Genomic DNA, 18,842 nt, shown 5'->3' with positions numbered 1-18,842 from the left:
ACGCGCCGAATGAACGACGACGGCCCGCGCCCCTGGAAGGGTCGCGGGCCGTCGGAGGATGTGGGTCAGCCGAAGATCAGGTCGACCCAGTAGTTCGCGGCGCCGAAGGAGCTGTCGGGGAACCCGGCGCCCACGTGGTAGACGCCCCCGGACGCCGGTACGTGCAGCGGCGCCTTGTCGTAGCCGGCGTCGTAGTAGTGCGGCGTCCCGGCGTAGTGCCCGTTGCCCGCATGGTAGGAGACCACGTACTGCGTGCCGGCCGTGATCGTCACCGGGGTGGCGAACGTCAGCGTCTGCCACCCGGTCGCCGTCTCACCACTGAACGTCCCGGAGCCGAGCACTGTCCCGGTCGCCGACCACAGGGTGCCGGTGTGCGTGCCGGTGTTGCCGGCCGCCTTGTAGAACCGCACCCCGCGGACCTGCCCGCCGGTGTCCGAGGTGAACTTCGCCCCGAGCTCGACGTCGCTGGCGTCGTCGGTGGCCGCCCCGGTCGGCGGGTCGGACCCGAACAACGTGCACGGGCACCCGGACGCCGGCGCGGTGGTGAAGCTCCAGGAGAACGCCGCGGCCATCGCATTGCCCGCGGTGTCACTGGCCTTCGCCGTGGCCGTGTACGTCGTGTTGCCCGCCAGCGCGGCCGACGGCGTGAACGTCGCGGTCTGCGACGTCGCGTCGTACGCCACGGTCCCGGTCACCGCGCCGGCCGGGGAGGACAGCGTCATGACGACCGTCCCCGCCGACACCGGCTCGCTGAACGTCGCCGTCGGCTTCACGGCCGCCGCCTGGAACGTGTCGCCGTTGGCCGGCGTCACCGAGCTCACCTTCGGCGGCACGGTGTCGATCCGGGTCGTCGAGAACGTCACGTCCACCCAGTAGTTCGTCTCCCCGAACGTGCGGTCCGGGAACAGGTGGCCGCCCGCGGCGAAGACGCCGTTGGGTGCCGCCCCGGTCGACGCCAGCGCGTGCAGCGGCGACGCGTTCGCATTGTGCTGCGCGAAGTAGCCGCCGTCGAAGGCGTAGTGCCCGGTCGTCGTGTGGTAGGAGGCGATGTAGTCGACCCCGGCTTGTACCGGCACCGAGGTGTCGAACGTGACCGTCTGCCAGCCCGACGCGCTCTCGCCGCTGAACGTGGCCGTGGCCAGCTCCTGCCCGTCGGTGCTCCACAGCGTGCCGGTGTGCGTGCCGGTGTTGCCGGCGCCCTTGTAGAAGCGCACCCCGTTGACGAACCCGTCCTGGTCGGACCGGAACCGCACGCCCAGCTCGTAGTCACCGGCGTCGTCGGTGGTCGTGTTCGTCGGTGTCGCCGTGCCGTACAGCGTGCACGGACAGGTCGCCGGCGTGCCGGTGTTGAACGACCACGTGTACGGCGCCGTCATCGTCATGCCGAGCGTGCTCGTCGCCGTCACCGAGGCCGAGTACGCCCGGGCCGCCACCAGCGACGCCGACGGTGTGAACGTCGCGGTGTGCGACGTGTCGTCGTACGCCGTCGTGCCGGTCACCGCGGTGCCGTTGCTGCTCAGCGTGAACCCGAGCGTGCTCGGCTGCACGGACTTGTTGAACGTCACCGTCACCGGCGAGCTCAGCGCCGAGCCGGTCTCCCCCGCGGCCGGCGTCGTGCCGGACACGACCGGAGGCTGCGGCGGTGGCGCCGTCGTCTGGAACGTCACGTCGACCCAGTAGTTGTTGGCCGCGTCGGTGCCGAACCGCGGGTACGTGCCGGCCGGCCCGTACGCGAACACGCCGTTGGGCGCGGTCGCGGTGGCGTTCACCGGCGACGTCAGCGGACCGTACGTCGTCGCGGCCGTGGCGAAGTAGTTCGCTGTGTAGGAGTAGTCGCCGTTGGAGTGGTAGCTGGCCACGTACGTCGTGCCCGCCGTCACCTGGACCGCCGGGTCGAAGCTCACCTGCTGCCAGCCGGTGGCCGACTCGCTGGTGAACGTCGCCGTCGACAGGGCCTGCCCGGCCGCGTCCCAGAGCGTGCCGGTGTGCACGCCGGTGCTCTCCGGTCCCTTGAAGAACCGGACGCCGGTGATCCAGCCATTGCTGCTGGGCGTCACCTTCACCCCCAGCTCGACCGGGTTCGGGTCGGCCGCCGAGGGCACCTGCGGCTGCTGCTGGTCGCTCCACAGCGAGCACGGACAGGTGCCGGCCGGTGGCTGTGCCGCCCCGGTCCGGAACGTCCCCGTGTACGGCGTGGTCATCGCGTGCCCGGCCAGGTCGGTCGCGCTGATCCTGACCGTGTACGTCACCCCGGCCGCCAGCGCCGCCGACGGCGTCAGGGTCGCGGCCAGGCCGCCCTCCCCGACCGTGACCGAGGACGCGACCACCGTGGCGCCGTTGAGCAGCTGGAAGGACAGCGACGACGGGGCGATCGGCTTGTTGAAGTCGACGGTCACGGTCGTGTTCGACGGCACCGACGTCGCGGTGTTCTGCGGCGTCGTGCTGGCCACCGCCGGCGGCGCCGTGTCCGCGCTCGGGTCGCCGTTGAACACCACGTCGACGAAGTAGTTGTTGCCGCCGACGGAGCTGGCCGGGAACGCGCTGGTCCCGGTGTGGAACACGCCGTTGGGACCGTCGAGCCCGTCCGGCAGCCCGAACAGCGGCGCCGAGTAGGCCGCCTTGTCGGTGAAGCCGGTCGGATCGTTGGCGTAGAAGCCGGTGTTCGTGTGGTAGCTGGCCACGTACGTCGTGTTGGCCGTGACCGTGACCGGCGAGCTGAACGTCAGCGTCTGCCAGCCGGTCGCGGACTCCGCGGAGAACGTGCCGGTGGCCAGCTGCTGGCCGGTGTTGCTCCACAGCGTGCCGGTGTGCGTGCCGGTGTTGTTGGCGCCCTTGTAGAAGCGGATCCCGCTGATCGTGCCCGGCACCGTGGCCCGGAACCGCACCCCCAGCTCGTACGCGGTGGCGTCGGCGACCTGCGGCGTGTCCGGCGTGACGCTGCCGAAGATGCTGCAGGGGCAGGTCCGCGGGTCGACCGTGAGCGTCTTGCTCGTCGGCGTGCCCTGGATGTTGCCGCTGTCGTCGGTCGCGCGGACCAGCACCGTCACCGTGCCCGGCGAGGTCGCGGTGTAGCTGTAGGTCCAGCTCGTGGTGCCGGTCGCCGGGTGCCAGGTCGAGCCGGAGTCGGTGGAGACCTCGATGCCGCCGACCACGCCGCCGGTGTCGGCCGCGGTGCCGGTGATCGAGTACGCCGTCGCCACCACGGCGTGGGCCGCGCTGCTGATCGTCGAGGTCGGCTTGGTCGTGTCGGTCGACTTGGTCGCCGCAACCATCCCGGTCATCAGCGTGGACGGCTGCGCGCCCATGTCGGCGAGCAGGTTGATGGTGGCCTGCTGCTGGGTGGCGTTCGCGGTGGAGGCCGGGCCGTCGTGGTCGCCGTCCAGGCCGAAGCTCCACTGCACGGTGCCGGCGCCGAAGACCAGCGCCCCGCTGGCCGCCCGGTATTCGGTCATGCTGTGCGTGACCGTGCCCGGCCCGACCGTGTTGCCGTAGTCCTGCAGCTTGCTCTGCACGTTCTCGGTCTGCTGGGTGACGTGGAACAGACCCGTGGGTCTGAACCCGTTGTCCAGATCGGCGTCGAACTCGTACCCGAGCGTCGCGTTGGCCAGGGTCAGCGAACCCGACGTCATCGTCGCCAGCGCGGTATTGCGCCAGAATCGGAGCTTCCCGAATGAGGCCGGGACCACCATGTTGAAGTCCGTCGGTGGGTCGACCATGTACGCGACGCCGGTCAGCCCGTTCTCGGGTTTCCCGCCGTCACCGGGTGGACTGAACCGCGGGTCCCGCCAGGTGCCGGTCCAGACCCCGGTCGGGTCGGTCTGGGCATCGAAGTGCGTGTCCTTGTACGTGACCAGCGTCCGGTACGAGGAGACCGGCCCGGCCTTGCTGTTCTCGAAGCGGGTCTTCCAGAAGACCTCGTTGCCGCTGAAGAACGCGAGGTTGACTCCCGCGTCCCGGGCCGCCTCGACGTTCGCGCGCTGCCCGGCCGACCAGTACTCGTCGTGGCCGTTGGACATGAACATCGAGTGGTTCTTGATCAGCGCGCCGCTCCGGTCGCTGTCGACGTCGGTGGTGTAGCTGACGTCGTAGCCGTTGCGCTCCAGGAACCGGATCATCGGGTACTCGGCCGCGAACATCCAGTCCTGGCCGTCCGGCGTGGTCCGGGTGTCGAAGGGCCGGTTGTACGAGACCGCGTACGCGCCCTTGTAGAGCTTCGGGCTGCCGGCCGGGCAGGCGTCGTTGCAGAGGTAGAGGCTGTTACCCAGGCCCGGACCCCAGTTGTTCGGCTTGGCCGCGGTGCTCTGGTCGCCCCAGGTGTTGTACGCCTCCCAGGTCTCGTCGGAGGTCTGGAACAGCACCTGCGAGTGGCTGGCGTCGTTGCGCACGATGAACGGGATGTGGCTGCCGGCGCCGTTGGACAGCCGGGTGAGCCGGGCGAAGTAGACGCCGGAGACGGCCGTGCCCGGCACCGCCCAGGACGCCGACTCGGCCCAGTTGCCGCAGTCCATCATCCCGGTGTCGGCGAACTTCTGGCAGGTCGGCTGGGTCTGCGGGTACGGCACCTGCGGGGTGAAGCTGCTCATCAGCCGCGCGCCGTCGCCGCCGTAGTAGCCGACCCGGTAGATGTCGACCCGGTACGCGCCGGTCGCCTTGACCTTGAAGTGCACGGTGGTGCCGACGTTCACGCTGATGTCGGTGGCGAAGCCGGCCAGCCCGTCGTCGCCGGAACCGACGACGTCCCAGGTCGTGTCCGGCGTGCCCGGCTTGGAGTTCTCACAGGCGACCGCGTTGATCGTCGTGCCCGTGCAGGGGTCGGCTGCGGCCGTGGCGGCCGGGGTGGCCGCGTTCGTCGCGACCGCCGCCTTGGCCGCGGCCGCGGTGGGCCCGGCGGCCAACTGGCCGGCGGAGTTCTTCGCCACGACCGGCGCGGCGACCTTCGAGCCGCCGCCGGAGCGGGGCAGGTGGATGCCGGGCGAGCCCTTCTCGTTGTCGAGGTCGCCGGCGATGCCGGCGCGCGGCGGGTCGGCGTCGGTGCCCGGCTGCTTCTGCTTCGGGTCGACCTTGCCCGGCGTCGCGGTGGACTTCGCCGGCGTCTTGGCCGCCGGCGTCGCCGCCTTCTGGGCTGCTGGTGCCGTGGCCTTCGGTGCTGCTGATGCCGTGGCCTTCGGCGCCGACGGCGGTGCCGCCGACGCTGATTGCGGCACGGTGACCAGCACCAGTGCACCCAGAGCAAGTGCGATACCCCAACGGCTGTGCGCGCGCACGCGCATGAGCCACCCCCCACTGGGCGCCGCTTCCGGCGCCTCTCCCCGACCACCCGTGTCCGACAGAGCTCTTGGCTGTGCCACTGATGCCTGCGATCCGGTCCGGACAGCACGATCTGAGGACAGTTCCCCCCAAGAGCAACTCGACCCTAGCCGCTGCTGTGACGCTCAGTGAACGAAATCGAGAATTACTTAGATTTTGCCTGGGAGTGTCGAGAGGTCGCCCAAAATTTAACTACTCTCCGTGACTCTGTTATCGACCAATTCAGTAGGAATTACAGGTCGACGTGGGCGGACAGCCCGTCCGTGGTCACGGGCCGTGTCGACCGGCCGTGCCGGGGTTAGCAAGGTTCACCAAATCGGCCCAGGCGTCGCGGGCGCCGTCATAGGGTTCAGCCGGCAACGAGGTCGGCGCCGTACGGTGCCGCCGCCGGCTCGGGGGACTCTGACATGCGTGGCGTACGAATCCTGGTGGCGACGGCCACCGTCCTGGCCCTGGCCGCCTGCGGCTCCGGCGGCTCCGGCGACTCCGCTCCGGCGGCCGCCCCCAGCACACCGGCGGCCGCGGCCACCACCGCGGCGACCCCGGACCTGACCGCCCAGATCGCCACCTACCAGGCGTACGTGGTGAAGCAAGCGGTCGCGCTGCAGGCCGACGGCAAGAAGTTCACCGACGCGCTGCGGGCCGGGAACCTGGCCGAGGCCAAGAAGCAGTTCGCGCCGAGCCGCTACAAGTGGGAGGGGATCGAGCCGATCGCGCTGCTGGTCTCCCGCTTCGACGTGGCGCTCGACTCCCGGGTCGACGATCACTCCAGCGTCAACGATCCGCAGTGGACCGGCTGGCACAAGATCGAATACATCCTGTGGACCAAGAACACCACGGCCGGCACCCGTGCCCTGGCCGACAAGCTGGACACCGACCTGGCCACGCTGACCAAGGCGGTCTCGACCGTGAAGATCACCCCGGACGCGGTGATCAAGGGTGCGAGCGACCTGGTCGCCGAGGTCTCCGACGGGAAGATCACCGGCGAGGAGGACCGCTACTCGCACACCGACCTGTCCGACTTCGCGGCCAACGTCGAGGGGGCCAAGGCCGCGTACGACGCGTTCCGGTCGGTGCTGCAGACCCGCTCGCCCCAGCTGGTGTCCACAGTGGACAACGCCTTCACCGAGGTGGAGAAGTCGCTGGCGGCGTACCAGGACGGCGCCGGGTACAAGCTCTACCCGGCGCTGAAGCCGGATGACAAGCTGAAGATGCAGGCGCACCTGTCCACGCTCTCGGAGAGCCTGGCGATGGTCCCCGCGGCCCTGTCGCTCAGCTAGTCGTTGTACCGGTTCTGCGCGGCCTCGAGGCCCTCGCGGACGAGAGCCTCGACCGCGTCGGCGCAGCGGTCGACGTGGAAGTCGAGGTCCTTGCGCTCGGTGGCGGAGAAGTCCCGCAGCACGTAGTCGGCCGGGTCCATCCGGCCGGGCGGGCGGCCGATGCCGAAGCGCACCCGCAGGTACTCCTTGCTGCCCAGCGAGCGGGTGATCGAGCGCAGCCCGTTGTGCCCGTTGTCGCCGCCGCCGCGCTTGAGCCGCAGCGACCCGTACGGCAGGTCGAGCTCGTCGTGCACGACGACCAGCTGCTCGACCGGGATCTTGTAGAAGCCGCAGAGCCCGGCCACCGGTCCGCCGGACTCGTTCATGTACGACCGGGGCTCGCCCAGCACCACCCGCGGCGCCGGCGGCGGGCCGAGCCGGCCCTCCAGCACGTCGGCGCGGGCCTTGTGCTTGGAGAACCGGCCACCGACCCGTCCGGCCAGCAGGTCGAGCACGAAGAAACCGACGTTGTGCCGGTTGCCCCGGTACGCCGGGCCCGGATTCCCGAGCCCGACGACCAGGAACGGATCCACTACTACTCGGCGGGGGCCGCCGCGGGCTGCTCGGCCGGAGCCTCGTCGCCCGTCTCGGTCGGCTCGTCGCGCGCGATGCCGGCCTCGGACTCCGCGTCGGCGAGCTCGGCGTCGAGCTGCGCCTCGGAAGGCGCGGCCAGCACCGCGACCACGACCTGGTCCGCGTCGCCGATCAGCGTGGTGCCGGAGGGCAGGTCGACCGCGCCGGCGGTGACGTTGTCGCCGATCCGCATGCCGTCGATGCTCACGTCGAAGTGGTCCGGGATGTTCGTCGCCTCGGCCTCGACCGTCAGCGTCATCAGCTGCTGGTCGACCAGGCCGTCACGGTCGGCCTCGCCGGTGAGGTAGAGCCGGACCTCGACGGTGACCTTCTCGCCGCGGCGGACCAGCAGCAGGTCGACGTGTTCGTAGTCGCCGCGGATCGGGTTGCGCTGGATCGCCTTGGGCAGCGCGAGCTCGCTGGCGCCGTCGATCTGCAGGGTCAGCAGCGTGTTGCCGCCACCCTTGATCGCCTGGCCGAACTCGCGGGCCGGCAACGAGAGGTGTCGCGGCTCGGTGCCGTGCCCGTAGAGCACGGCGGGAATCTTTCCGGCCCGGCGGGTGCGGCGGGCACCGCCCTTGCCGAACTCGGTGCGGGGCTCGGCCTGGATGCGGACCTCGTCGGCCACGGTGGAATTCTCCTCGTACGCGCGCAGGGGGCGAGAGACGCGCACGGCGCGCCGCGTCGATGACGGCGGCCACTGGGACGCCCTCGCCGGGGCAACCCTGCGAGTTTAGCAGCGGGGGTGGTGCGGGCCCGAATCCGGCTGGTCAGCCCGAGCGCGGGCCGGCCGGCCGGCGGCTCAGGAGGCGCCGTCGAAGAGGCTGGTGACCGAGCCGTCCTCGAAGACCTCGCGGATCGCGCGGGCGATCAGCGGCGCGATCGACAGCACGGTCATCCCGTCGATCTGCTTCTCCGGCGGGATCGGCAGCGTGTTGGTCAGCACGATCTCGTTGATCGGCGCGTTCTTCAGCCGGTCGATCGCCGGTCCGGACAGGATGCCGTGGGTCGCGACGATGATCACGTCCGCGGCCCCGGCGTCCTTGAGCTGGCGGGCCGCGCTGACGATCGTCGAACCGGTGTCGATCATGTCGTCGACGAGGATGCAGCTGCGGCCGGCGACGTCGCCGACGACCCGGTGCGCGACGACCTCGTTGGGCTTGAGCGGGTCGCGGGTCTTGTGGATGAAGGCCAGCGGGCAGCCGCCGAGCCGGTCGGTCCAGCGCTCGGCCACCCGCAGCCGGCCGGAGTCCGGGGAGACCACGGTGAACTTGGCCCCCGCGTACTTCTCCTCGACGTGGTCGGCCAGCAGGGGCAGCGCGAACAGGTGGTCCACCGGGCCGTCGAAGAAACCCTGGATCTGCGCGGTGTGCAGGTCCACGGACATGATCCGGTCCGCCCCGGCCCGCTCGAACAGGTCAGAGATCAGCCGGGCCGAGATCGGCTCCCGGCCGCGGTGCTTCTTGTCCTGCCGCGAGTACGGATAGAACGGCGTCACCACGGTGATCCGCTTGGCCGACGCGCGCTTCAGCGCGTCCACCATGATCAGCGTCTCCATCACCCAGGTGTTGATCGGCGCGGTGTGGCTCTGGATCACGAACGCGTCGCTGCCGCGGACGGAGTCCTCGTACCGGATGTAGATCTCGCCGTTGGCGAAGTCGTACGCGGAGGTGCTGGTGAGCTCGACCCCGAGGTGCGCGGCGATCTCCTCGGCCAGCGCCGGGTAGCCCCGTCCGGACAGCAGGATCAGGCTCTTGCGGTTCTGCGCATGGATCGCCTGGTTCACCGCTGGCCCTCCTCGCCCCGCGCCCGCTCGGCCGCGGCGGCCGACGGGGTACCCCCGCGGCGTTTCGCCACCCACCCCGGGATGTTCCGTTGCCGGGCTCGCCCGACCCCGAGCTCACCCGGCGGCACCTCGCCGACGATGACCGAGCCGGCCGCGGTGAAGGCGCCGTCGCCCACGGTCACGGGGGCGACCAGCACCGTGTCGCTGCCGATCCGGACATGCTCGCCGATCGTGGTGCGGTGCTTGGCCACGCCGTCGTAGTTCGCCGTGATCGTGCCCGCTCCGAGGTTCGATCCGGCACCGACTGTGGCGTCCCCCACATAGGAAAGGTGCGGGACCTTCGCGCCGGGGCCGATCTCGCTGCCCTTCACCTCCACGTACGTCCCGACCTTGCTGCCGGGGCCGAGCCGGGCCCCGGGCCGCAGGTAGGCGAACGGGCCGACGTCCGCGTCCGGGCCGATCTCGGCGCCGACGCAGTGCGCCCGCAGCACGCGGGCGCCTTCGCCGACCGCGGTGTCGATCAGCGTGCAGTCCGGGCCGATCTCGGCGCCGCGCTCGACCCGGGTCCGGCCTTTCAGCTGCACGCCCGGGGCCAGGGTCACGTCCGGGGCCAGCTCGACCTCGGCGTCGACCCAGGTGGTCGCCGGGTCGACGACGGTCACCCCGGCCCGCATCCAGTCCGCCAGCAGCCGGTCGTTGTACGCGCGGTGCGCCGCCGCCAGCTGCACCCGGTCGTTCACCCCGGCCGTCTCCAGCGCGGCGGCCGGCAGCGCGCCCACCGGGAGCCCGGCCGCGACGAACAGCCCGACCACGTCGGTCAGGTACTCCTCGCCCTGCGAGTTGTCCGAGGAGAGCCGGGCCAGCGCGTCCCGCAGCGGGCCGGACTCGAACGCGTACACGCTGGTGTTGATCTCGGCGACGGCGCGCTGCTCGTCGGTGGCGTCGCGGTGCTCGACGATCGCCTCGACCTCGCCGCCGGGGCGGCGCAGCACCCGGCCGTAGCCGGTCGGGTCCGGCAGCACGGCGGTGAGCAGGGTCGCGGCCGCGCCGCTGCTCTGGTGCTCCTCGACCAGGCGGCGCAGCGTCTCCGCGCGCAGCAGCGGGGCGTCACCGGGCAGCACCAGCACGGTGCCGTCGACCTCGGGCACGGCCTCCAGCGCGACCCGGGCGGCGTGCCCGGTCCCGCGCTGCTCGGCCTGCACGACCGGGAGCGCGGCGGGCGCGATCGCGGCCAGGTGCGCGGAGACCGCGTCCCGCCCGGCCCCGACGACGACGACCGTGGCGTCCGCGCCGAGCGGCGCGCAGGCCGCCAGCGCGTGCCCGACGAGCGTGCGCCCGGCCAATTCGTGAAGAACCTTCGGGGTCGCCGACCGCATCCGGGTGCCCTCTCCCGCGGCGAGCACGACAACTGCGGCCGGGCGGGCGTCCGTCAAGAGAAGCTCCTCAGCATGCGACGGCACCGTTGCCACCCCAGCGTAACCGTGCCCCCACTCCCCCACCCGCCGGGACAACCCCAGCTCCCCACCCCCACGACCGGGGCCAGCCGCCGAGACCGACAGCAAGGCCGACAGCCGAGCAACCGAGACCGACAGGCGAGGCCGACAGGCGAGCAACCGAGGCCGACAGGCGAGGCCGACAGGCGAGGCCGGGCGGAACCACCGCCCGACCGGCGGCCGCCGGAACGCGGGGCTCGCGGGGGTCGCCCCCGCGGCAAGCATGGACAGCTCCCCAAGGCCCGCGCTTTCCACGGGCAAGCGTCGCCTAGGGAGCTGGGGGACTCGGACTCGAACCGAGACTGCACGGCTCCAAAGGCCGGCGGGCTGCCGATTACCCCATCCCCCACGGTGTGCCGAGAGTAGTCCAGAGGACGAGTGAGCCCCGCTCGTAACGGGAACTACCACAATGCACGGTCGCAAGTTACGGATCCGTAGGTTACGGTGGCGTAGCCAGGCACCGAGCGGCCCCGCCCCCGCATCCTTACCGGGAGGACCCATGCCGACAGCCGTCAGCGCCCCGCCCCGTGGCCCCAAGCCGATGACCGACGAGAGCAAAGGCATGGTCGAACAGACCCTGCTCTACGTCATCGTGACTCTCCCGTTCCTGGCCCTGGTGGGCGCGATCGCGGTCGCCTGGGGCTGGGGCATCAGCTGGCTCGACGTCGGCCTCGCGGTCGGCTTCTACCTGGTCTCCGGGCTGGGGGTGACGGTCGGCTTCCACCGCTACTTCACCCACGGCGGCTTCAAGGCCCAGCGCTGGCTGCGGCTCACCCTCGCGGTGGCCGGGTCGCTGTCGGTCGAGGGCGGCGTGATCCGCTGGGTCGCCGACCACCGCCGGCACCACGCGTTCAGCGACAAGGAGGGCGACCCGCACTCGCCCTGGCGCTACGGCGAGACCGTGCCGGCGCTGCTGAAGGGCCTCTGGTTCGCCCACGTCGGCTGGCTGTTCGACGTCGAGCACACCAACCAGGAGCGGTTCACCCCGGACCTGCTGGCGGACAAGGCGATCGTCCGCATCGAGAAGTTCTTCCCGGTGCTGGTGCTGATCAGCTTCGGCCTGCCGGCCCTGCTCGGCGGCCTGATCACGATGTCCTGGTCCGGCGCGCTGTCCGCGTTCTTCTGGGCCTCGCTCGTCCGCATCGGCCTGCTGCACCACGTGACCTGGTCGATCAACTCGATCTGCCACGCGATCGGCGAGCGGCCGTTCGTGGCCCGGGACAAGTCGGCGAACTTCTGGCCGCTGGCGATCCTGAGCTTCGGCGAGTCCTGGCACAACTCCCACCACGCCGACCCGTCGATGGCCCGGCACGGCGTGCTGCGCGGGCAGATCGACATCTCCGCCCGGCTCATCTGGTTCTTCGAGAAGGTCGGCTGGGTGCGCGACGTGAAGTGGCCGACGCCCGAGCGGATCGCCAGCCGGCGGGTCACCGCGGTCGAGCGGGCCCCCGAAAACGTCCCGGCCTGATCCGCGGGTGCCAGGGGCGTGCCGCCGGGCGCCGGCGGCACGCCCTAGGCTGGCCCGGTGACTGACCCGGACAGGGGCCGGCCGAGGGTCCGGATGAGCGGCAAGGAGCGCCGCGAGCAGCTCCTCGATGTCGGCCGCTCCCTGTTCGCCGAGAAGGGGTTCGACGGCACCTCCACCGAGGAGATCGCGAACCGGGCCGGCGTCAGCAAGCCCATCGTGTACGAGCACTTCGGCGGCAAGGAAGGCCTCTACGCGGTCGTCATCGACCGCGAGATGGAGCGCATGCTCAGCGTCTTCACCGGCGCGCTGACCGCCGGCAGCCCGCGCGAGCTGCTGGAGCAGGCGGCGCTGGCGCTGCTGACGTACATCGAGAAGGAGACCGACGGGTTCCGGATCATGGTCCGGGACTCCCCCGTCGCCAGCACCAGCGGCACGTTCTCCAGCCTGCTCAACGACATCGCCAGCCAGGTCGAATACCTGCTGGCCGGCGAGTTCAAGGACCGCGGCTTCGACCCGAAGCTGGCCGGGCTCTACTCGCAGGCCCTGGTCGGCATGGTCGCGCTGACCGGCCAGTGGTGGCTGGAGGCCCGCAAGCCCAAGCGCGACGAGGTCGCCGCCCACCTGGTCAACCTGGCCTGGTACGGGTTGTCCGAGCTCAAGACCAAGCCGGCCCTCGTGACCCGCGAACGTTAGTGCGCCGGGACCGGACCGACGCGGCCGTAGAAGCCGGCGGCGAGGCCGGTCATCCCGGCCACGAACCAGACGACCAGGTCCGCCATCGTGACGTCGAGGAAGTTCGAGCCGGCGTTGTGCATGGTCAGCATGCCGACCAGGCCGAGCAGGATCAGCACGGCCCCGGTGTACGCATTGGCCTCGGCCGCCGCGTTGCGTCCCTGCCCCGCCGCGGCGATGTAGATCGCCCCGGCCACCAGGCAGATCCCGCAGAACGCGGCGCTGGTCGGGATGCCGAGGAAGTTGCCGGACACGAGGAACCCGACGATACCGAGAGCGACCAGCAGCAACCCGACCAGCACACCGAGGATCCGGTAGATCGGGTGCAGGCGATGGTTCACCGGCAGGGTCTTCAGACCGAGCATCGCCATCGCGGGGCCTCCATCCGTGATCCGGACAGACCGTACCCAGTCCGTACGCGGAGGCGTCACCGGGTCGGCGATCAGCCCTCGGCGGTCTCGGCGAGCTCGAGCCAGGCGGCCTCGGCCGTGTCCTTCTCGGCCGCGAGCGCCCGCAGCCGGCCGTCGAGCTCGGTCACCTTCACGTGGTCGGTGGCGTGCTCGGCCAGCTCCTCCAGCAGCCGGGCCTGCTGCTTGTCCAGCGTGGCGATCCGGCGCTCGAGCCGGCTCAGCTCCCGGCGGGCGGCCTTGGCGTCGGCCCGGGTGTCCCCGCCGGCGCGCCGCGACACCGGCCCGGCCTCGGCCTCCCGGTCGGCCCGGCGCCGGGCCAGGTAGTCCTCGATCCCGCCCGGCAGCGCGGCCAGCCGGCCGTCGCCGAGCAGCGCGACGATCGAGTCGCAGACCCGCTCGACCAGGTACCGGTCGTGGCTGACCACGATCAGCGTGCCGGCCCAGGAGTCGAGCAGGTCCTCCAGCGCGGCCAGCGTGTCGGTGTCCAGGTCGTTGGTCGGCTCGTCCAGCAGCAGCACGTTCGGCTCGGCCATGAGCAGCCGCAGCAGCTGCAGCCGGCGCCGCTCCCCGCCGGACAGGTCGCTGACCGGGGTCCACTGCCGGGACGCGCCGAAGCCGAACCGCTCGGCCAGCTGGGACGCGGTCAGGTCGACCCCGCCGAGGTTCACGCTGCGGGCGATCTCCTCGACCGCCTCCAGCAGCCGGATCTCCGGCGGCAGCTCGGCCACGTCCTGGGACAGGTACCCGGGCCGTACGGTCTGCCCGACCTTGACCGCCCCCGCGTCCGGCTGCTGCTGACCGAGCAGCAGGCGCAGCAGGGTGGTCTTGCCGGCCCCGTTCACGCCGACGATCGCGACCCGGTCGCCCGGCCCGAGCCGCCAGGTCACGCCGTCGAGCAGGGTCCGGTCGCCGAGCTTGAGGGTGACGTCCTCGACGTCGTAGACGCTCTTGCCGAGGCGGCGGGTGGCGAAGGCCTGCAGCCGGGTCGAGTCCCGCGGCGGCGGCTCGTCCGCGATCAGCGCCTGGGCGGCGTCGATGCGGAACTTCGGCTTGCTGGTCCGGGCCGGCGGCCCGCGGCGCAGCCAGGCCAGCTCCTTGCGCAGCAGGTTCTGCCGGCGGGCCTCGGACGCGGCCGCCTGCCGGGACCGCTCCGCCCGGGCCAGCACGTACGCGGAGTAGCCGCCCTCGTAGCGGCGGACGGTCGCGTCGCCGACCTCCCAGGTCTGCTCGCTGACCTCGTCGAGGAACCAGCGGTCGTGGGTGACCACGACCAGCCCCTCCCGCCGCGCCGTGAGGTGCCCGGCCAGCCAGGCCACGCCCTCGACGTCGAGGTGGTTGGTCGGCTCGTCCAGCACGAGCAGGTCGGCCCGGGCGACCAGGGCGGCGGCCAGCGCGACCCGGCGCCGCTCGCCGCCGGACAGCCGCTCGGTCAGGCTGTCCAGGCCGATGCGGGGCAGCCCCAGTCCGGCCAGCACCTCGCGGACGGCGGCGTCGCCGGCCCACTCGTGCACCTCGCCGTAGCCGGCCAGCACGGCGTCCCGGACGGTGCCGCCGGCCGGGTCGGTGCGCTGGTCGACGTACCCGATCCGCAGGCTGCCGGCCATCGCGACCCGGCCGCTGTCGGGCTCCTCCTGACCGGTGAGGAGGCGCAGCAGGGTGGACTTGCCGCCGCCGTTGACGCCGACCACGCCGATCCGCTCGCCGGCACCGACCCCGAGCGAGACGCCGTCGAGGACCACGGTCGTCGCGTACGCCTTGCCGACACCCTCCAGCGAGACCAGCGGCACCGCCCCGGTCACGGGGTGCCCTCCTCGTCCGCGACGATCCGGGCGCCGGGGACCGGGCCGTACGCGACCCGGACCGTACGGCAGACGCCCGCCCCGGCCAGCGCCGCCGCCAGCCGGACCGCGGCCTCCCGGGACCGGGACAGGAACGCGCAGGTCGGCCCGGACCCGGAGACGATCCCGCCGAGCGCGCCGAGGTCGACCCCGACCCGCAGCGTGCGCCGCAGCTCCGGCCGCAGCGCCAGCGCCGGCGCCTGCAGGTCGTTGGCCAGCAGCCCGCCGAGCGCGGTCGGGTCGTGCGTACGCAGAGCGTTGATCAGCCGGTCCGGCTCGCCCGCGGCCGGCTGCTCCGTCTCCGTACGGAGCCGGTCCAGCTCGCCGTAGACGCGCGGGGTGGACAGGCCGTCGCCGGCGACCGCGAGCACCCAGTGCCAGCGGCCGGTGGCCAGCACCGGGGTGAGCCGCTCGCCCCGGCCGGTGCCGAGCGCGGTGCCGCCGGTCAGCGAGAACGCGACGTCGCTGCCGAGGTCGGCGGCCAGCTCCAGCAGCTCGGCCCGCTCCATGCCGGTGCCCCAGAGCGCGTCGCAGGCGACCAGCGTGCCGGCCGCGTCGCCGCTGCCGCCGGCCAGCCCGCCCGCGACCGGGATCCCCTTGGCCACGTCCAGCCGGACGGCCGGCTGCACCCCGGCCCGCTCGGCCAGCAGCACCGCGGCCTGCCACACCAGGTTGTCCGCGTTCAGCGGCAGGTCGCCCGCGCCCTCGCCGCTGATCCCGATCGAGAGGTCGCGGGCCGGGGTCGCGGTGACCTCGTCGTAGAGCGAGACGGCGTGGAAGACCGTGACCAGGTCGTGGTACCCGTCGTCGCGGGCCGGGCCTGCCGCCAGGTGCAGGTTGACCTTCGCCGGGACCCGTACGGTGACCGGCTCGGGGACGCCGAGCAGACGGGTCGAGGACACGCCAGCAGAGTAGTGCGCGGCCCGGCTGCCGACCCGGGTCAGGTCGTGTAGCGCAGGACGAGGGCGCCGTTGTCGCGGCGCTCGACCTCGCCGAGGCGCAGCAGCGTGCGGGCCGGGCGCAGCACGACCGGGTGCACGCCGAACTCGACCCGCTCGACCAGCCCGGCGGCGAGCAGCGACTGCGCCAGCCGGCCGAAGCCGTAGAGCATGCTGGAGCCGCCGAGCGAGCGGACGTGCTCGACCGCGTCGGTGGACACGATCGTCGTGTTCGGCCAGTCGGTGTGCTCCAGCGTCGTGGAGTAGACGTACTTCGGCAGCGCGGCCAGCGCATCGGTGTACGGGTCGCCGCCGCCGGACCAGGCCGGCGCGAAGTAGTCGTACGAGCCGCGGCCCATCAGGAACGCGTCCACCGACTTCAGCTGCGCGACCGACCCGTCGACCGCGTCGGCGTCGAAGAAGTCGCCGATCCACGTCATCGGGTCGTCCCGCAGCCCGTCCGCGGTGGCCAGGCTGCTCACGATCACACCCATCGTCCGTCCTCTCGGTAGGAGACCGTTCGTCAGGACGACGCGGACGGACCGCCCGCCAGGACAGCCCGCCGGCGCAGCTCCGCCTTCTCCACCTCGTTGGCCGTCAGCGCGATCGCGGTCTCGTACGCGGCACCCGCCGGGCGACCGGCCCGGCGCAGCAGCTCGGCGTGGGTGGCGTGCAGCGGCTGGTAGCGGGCCAGTCCCTCCTCGGCCAGCAGCGGCGCGAGCAGCTCCAGCCCGTGCTCCGGGCCGTACGCGAGGCCGGTCGCGGCGGCCCGCTGCACCTCGACCACCGGCGACGACGCGATCCGGGCCAGCGCCCCGTACAGGTCGGCGACCCGGTCCCATTCGACGGGGTCCTGCAGCTCCAGCGCCGCGATCGCCACCTGCACCTGGTACGCCCCGGTGCGGGTGGCGCGGCGCAGCGCGGCCAGTCCCGCGGCCGCCTTCGCGCGGTCCCAGCGGGACCGGTCCTGCTCGTCGAGCGGGACGTACCGGCCCGCGTCGAGCCGGGCGGCCCGCCGGGTGTCCTGCAGCAGCATCAGCGCCAGCAGCGCGTGCACCTCGGACTCGTCCGGCATCAGCTCGGCCAGCAGCCGGCCGAGCCGGATCGCCTCGTCGCAGAGCGGGTCGCGGACGAGCTGCTCGCCGGCCGCCGCGGCGTACCCCTCGGTGAAGATCACGTAGACGACCTGCAGCACGCCGCGCAGCCGGGCCGGCAGTTCCGCGTCCGGCGGCACCCGGTACGGGATGCGGGCGAGCGCGATCTTCCGCTTGGCCCGGGTGAGCCGCTTGGCCATGGCCGGCTCGGTGACCAGGAACGCGCGGGCGATCTCGGCGGTGCTCAGGCCGCCGAGCGTGCGCAGGGTCAGCGCGACCCGGGCCGCCGGATCGAGCGCCGGGTGGCAGCAGGTGAAGACCAGCCGCAGCCGGTCGTCGCCGATCGAGGTGTCCGCCGGCGGCACCGGGTGCTCCTGCTCGTCCAGGCGGGCCAGCGCGGCCAGCCGCTCGGCCCGATCGGCCTGCGAGCGGGTGCGCCGCAGCCGGTCGATGGCCCGCCGCTTGGCCGCGGTCGTGAGCCACGCCGCCGGGTTGTCCGGGACGCCGTCGCGGGGCCAGGCGGCGACCGCGGCGACGAACGCGTCCTGGGTCGCCTCCTCGGCCAACTGCACGTCGCCGGTCCAGCCGATCAGCGTGGCCAGGACGGTGGCCCAGTCGTCCCGGAACGCCCGCTCGACCGGCCCGGTCACAGCTCCACGACGGGTCGGACCTCGACCGACCCGTACCGCGCCATCGGCATCCGCGCCGCGACCGCCAGCGCCTCGTCCAGATCGGCGCACTCGACCAGGTAATACCCGGCCAGCACCTCCTTGGTCACCGCGAACGGCCCGTCGGTCACGGCCGCCTCCCCGTCCCGGACCCGGACGGTGCTGGCCGACTCGATCGGGTGCAGCGCGGCGTTCGCGATCCAGACCGCGGTCGCCCGGAGCTCCTCGGTCAGCGCGTCCCACTCCGGCAGCTCGGCCCAGCGCCGGGCCCGTTCCTCCTCGCCGGCGTCCTCGGAATACAGCAACAGCATGTACGTGGCCATCACGCCTCCTCCCGCCCTACCGACGCGGGACCGGCGGCCGCCCGGACAGCCGCGATCCGCGCGTACGCGGTGACGTCCAGCGCCTCGCCCCGCAGCCCCGGGTCCACCCCGGCCGCCCGCAGCAGAGTCTCCGCGGCCGCCGCCGACCCGGCCCAGCGCGCCAGCGCCGCCCGCAGCGTCTTGCGCCGCTGCGCGAACGCGGCGTCGATGACCGCGAACGTGTCCTCCCGGCGCGCCCCGGTCGGCGACTCCCGGCGGGTGAGCGCGACCAGCAGGGAGTCGACGTTCGGCACCGGCCAGAACACCGAGCGCGGGATCGACCCGGCTTTCCGTACCTCCGCGTACCAGGCCGCCTTGACCGACGGCACGCCGTAGATCCGGGAGCCGGGCTTCGCGGCCAGTCGCTCCGCGACCTCGGCCTGCACCATGACCAGCCCGGTCCGGAGCGAGGGCAGCACCTCGAGCAGGTGCAGTACCACCGGCACCGCGACGTTGTACGGCAGGTTCGCCACCAGCGCGGTCGGCGCCGGCACCAGCGGACCGAGCGCGAGCGCGTCCGCGGCCAGCACGGTCAGCCGGTCGGTCAGGTCCGGCCGCCGCCGGGCGACCGTGCCCGGCAGCGCCGCGGCCAGCACCGGGTCGATCTCCACCGCGATCACGTGCCCGGCCGCGCCGAGCAGCCCGAGGGTCAGCGAACCGAGCCCCGGCCCGACCTCCAGCGCGACGTCGTCCGGCCCCAGCTCGGCCGTCCGGACGATCCGGCGGATCGTGTTCGGGTCGTGCAGGAAGTTCTGCCCGAGCGACTTGGTCGGCGTGATGCCGAGCCCGGCCGCCAGCGCCCGGACCTCGGCCGGACCGAGCAGCCCATCACCCGCTCGGTCCCCGGCCACCGG

The 18,842-nt window shown here is 72.6% G+C and carries 15 protein-coding genes and 1 tRNA gene; 3 read left to right on the top strand and 13 right to left on the bottom strand.

The genetic code is table 11. The annotated features are described in order from the left end of the window. Positions 1-65: 65 nt before the first annotated feature. Positions 66-5,216 carry a DUF4082 domain-containing protein gene (locus VGP36_20975; protein ID HEV7657182.1) on the bottom strand — a complete coding sequence of 1,717 codons (5,151 nt, stop codon included), beginning with the start codon at positions 5,214-5,216 and terminating at the stop codon, positions 66-68. 498 nt (positions 5,217-5,714) lie between these two features. On the opposite strand from VGP36_20975, the gene efeO reads away from it, so the two are divergent. Beyond that, positions 5,715-6,587, top strand: a complete 873-nt coding sequence (gene efeO / locus VGP36_20970; protein HEV7657181.1) for an iron uptake system protein EfeO — start codon at positions 5,715-5,717, stop codon at positions 6,585-6,587. On the opposite strand, the gene pth is transcribed toward efeO, so the two are convergent. The 5 genes from pth to VGP36_20945 all read right to left on the bottom strand — a co-directional run bounded on the left by pth (position 6,584) and on the right by VGP36_20945 (position 10,827). Further along, positions 6,584-7,159, bottom strand: coding sequence for an aminoacyl-tRNA hydrolase (pth, locus tag VGP36_20965; protein ID HEV7657180.1), 576 nt, complete (start codon positions 7,157-7,159; stop codon positions 6,584-6,586). The two genes, efeO and pth, sit on opposite strands and share 4 nt — an antisense overlap. Positions 7,160-7,161: 2 nt before the next feature. Continuing rightward, positions 7,162-7,872 carry a 50S ribosomal protein L25/general stress protein Ctc gene (locus VGP36_20960; GenBank protein ID HEV7657179.1) on the bottom strand — a complete coding sequence of 237 codons (711 nt, stop codon included), beginning with the start codon at positions 7,870-7,872 and terminating at the stop codon, positions 7,162-7,164. Between the two features lie 129 nt (positions 7,873-8,001). Continuing rightward, a complete protein-coding gene (locus VGP36_20955; GenBank protein ID HEV7657178.1) occupies positions 8,002-8,985 on the bottom strand; it encodes a ribose-phosphate diphosphokinase in 984 nt (327 codons plus the stop codon). After that, on the bottom strand, positions 8,982-10,418 hold the full coding sequence (gene glmU / locus VGP36_20950; GenBank protein HEV7657177.1) for a bifunctional UDP-N-acetylglucosamine diphosphorylase/glucosamine-1-phosphate N-acetyltransferase GlmU: 1,437 nt from the start codon (positions 10,416-10,418) through the stop codon (positions 8,982-8,984). Before glmU ends, VGP36_20955 begins: the two co-directional genes overlap by 4 nt. 336 nt (positions 10,419-10,754) lie before the next feature. Continuing rightward, a tRNA-Gln gene (locus tag VGP36_20945) sits at positions 10,755-10,827 on the bottom strand. Between the two features lie 150 nt (positions 10,828-10,977). Between VGP36_20945 and VGP36_20940 the strand changes: the two genes are divergently transcribed. Further along, positions 10,978-11,946 carry an acyl-CoA desaturase gene (locus VGP36_20940; GenBank protein ID HEV7657176.1) on the top strand — a complete coding sequence of 323 codons (969 nt, stop codon included), beginning with the start codon at positions 10,978-10,980 and terminating at the stop codon, positions 11,944-11,946. Positions 11,947-12,039: 93 nt separating this feature from the next. After that, positions 12,040-12,639, top strand: coding sequence for a TetR/AcrR family transcriptional regulator (locus tag VGP36_20935; GenBank protein ID HEV7657175.1), 600 nt, complete (start codon positions 12,040-12,042; stop codon positions 12,637-12,639). Here the strand turns inward: VGP36_20935 and VGP36_20930 are convergent. The 7 genes from VGP36_20930 to rsmA all read right to left on the bottom strand — a co-directional run bounded on the left by VGP36_20930 (position 12,636) and on the right by rsmA (position 18,839). Then, positions 12,636-13,049, bottom strand: coding sequence for a hypothetical protein (locus VGP36_20930; GenBank protein HEV7657174.1), 414 nt, complete (start codon positions 13,047-13,049; stop codon positions 12,636-12,638). The two genes, VGP36_20935 and VGP36_20930, sit on opposite strands and share 4 nt — an antisense overlap. A 71-nt stretch (positions 13,050-13,120) precedes the next feature. Beyond that, the gene (locus VGP36_20925; protein HEV7657173.1) at positions 13,121-14,887 is read right to left on the bottom strand and encodes an ABC-F family ATP-binding cassette domain-containing protein; all 1,767 of its coding nucleotides are present in this window, start codon (positions 14,885-14,887) and stop codon (positions 13,121-13,123) included. After that, the gene (locus VGP36_20920) at positions 14,884-15,828 is read right to left on the bottom strand and encodes a 4-(cytidine 5'-diphospho)-2-C-methyl-D-erythritol kinase (protein ID HEV7657172.1); all 945 of its coding nucleotides are present in this window, start codon (positions 15,826-15,828) and stop codon (positions 14,884-14,886) included. Before VGP36_20920 ends, VGP36_20925 begins: the two co-directional genes overlap by 4 nt. Before the next feature lie 38 nt (positions 15,829-15,866). After that, a complete protein-coding gene (locus VGP36_20915) occupies positions 15,867-16,358 on the bottom strand; it encodes a hypothetical protein (protein ID HEV7657171.1) in 492 nt (163 codons plus the stop codon). A gap of 29 nt (positions 16,359-16,387) precedes the next feature. Then, positions 16,388-17,608: a sigma-70 family RNA polymerase sigma factor gene (locus tag VGP36_20910; GenBank protein HEV7657170.1), complete on the bottom strand. Its 1,221-nt coding sequence runs from the start codon at positions 17,606-17,608 to the stop codon at positions 16,388-16,390. Then, complete coding sequence (locus tag VGP36_20905) at positions 17,605-17,949, bottom strand: YciI family protein (protein HEV7657169.1); 345 nt, start codon at positions 17,947-17,949, stop codon at positions 17,605-17,607. The genes VGP36_20910 and VGP36_20905 overlap by 4 nt, the downstream gene beginning before the upstream one ends. Further along, on the bottom strand, positions 17,949-18,839 hold the full coding sequence (rsmA, locus tag VGP36_20900) for a 16S rRNA (adenine(1518)-N(6)/adenine(1519)-N(6))-dimethyltransferase RsmA (GenBank protein ID HEV7657168.1): 891 nt from the start codon (positions 18,837-18,839) through the stop codon (positions 17,949-17,951). Before rsmA ends, VGP36_20905 begins: the two co-directional genes overlap by 1 nt. Positions 18,840-18,842 lie beyond the last annotated feature (3 nt).

It is taken from the genome of Mycobacteriales bacterium (assembly GCA_035995165.1).
In the GTDB taxonomy this organism is placed as follows: Bacteria; Actinomycetota; Actinomycetes; order Mycobacteriales; family CADCTP01; genus CADCTP01.
The sequence above is the reverse complement of the archived record's forward strand: the minus strand, read 5'-3'. Positions and strand labels throughout refer to the sequence as shown.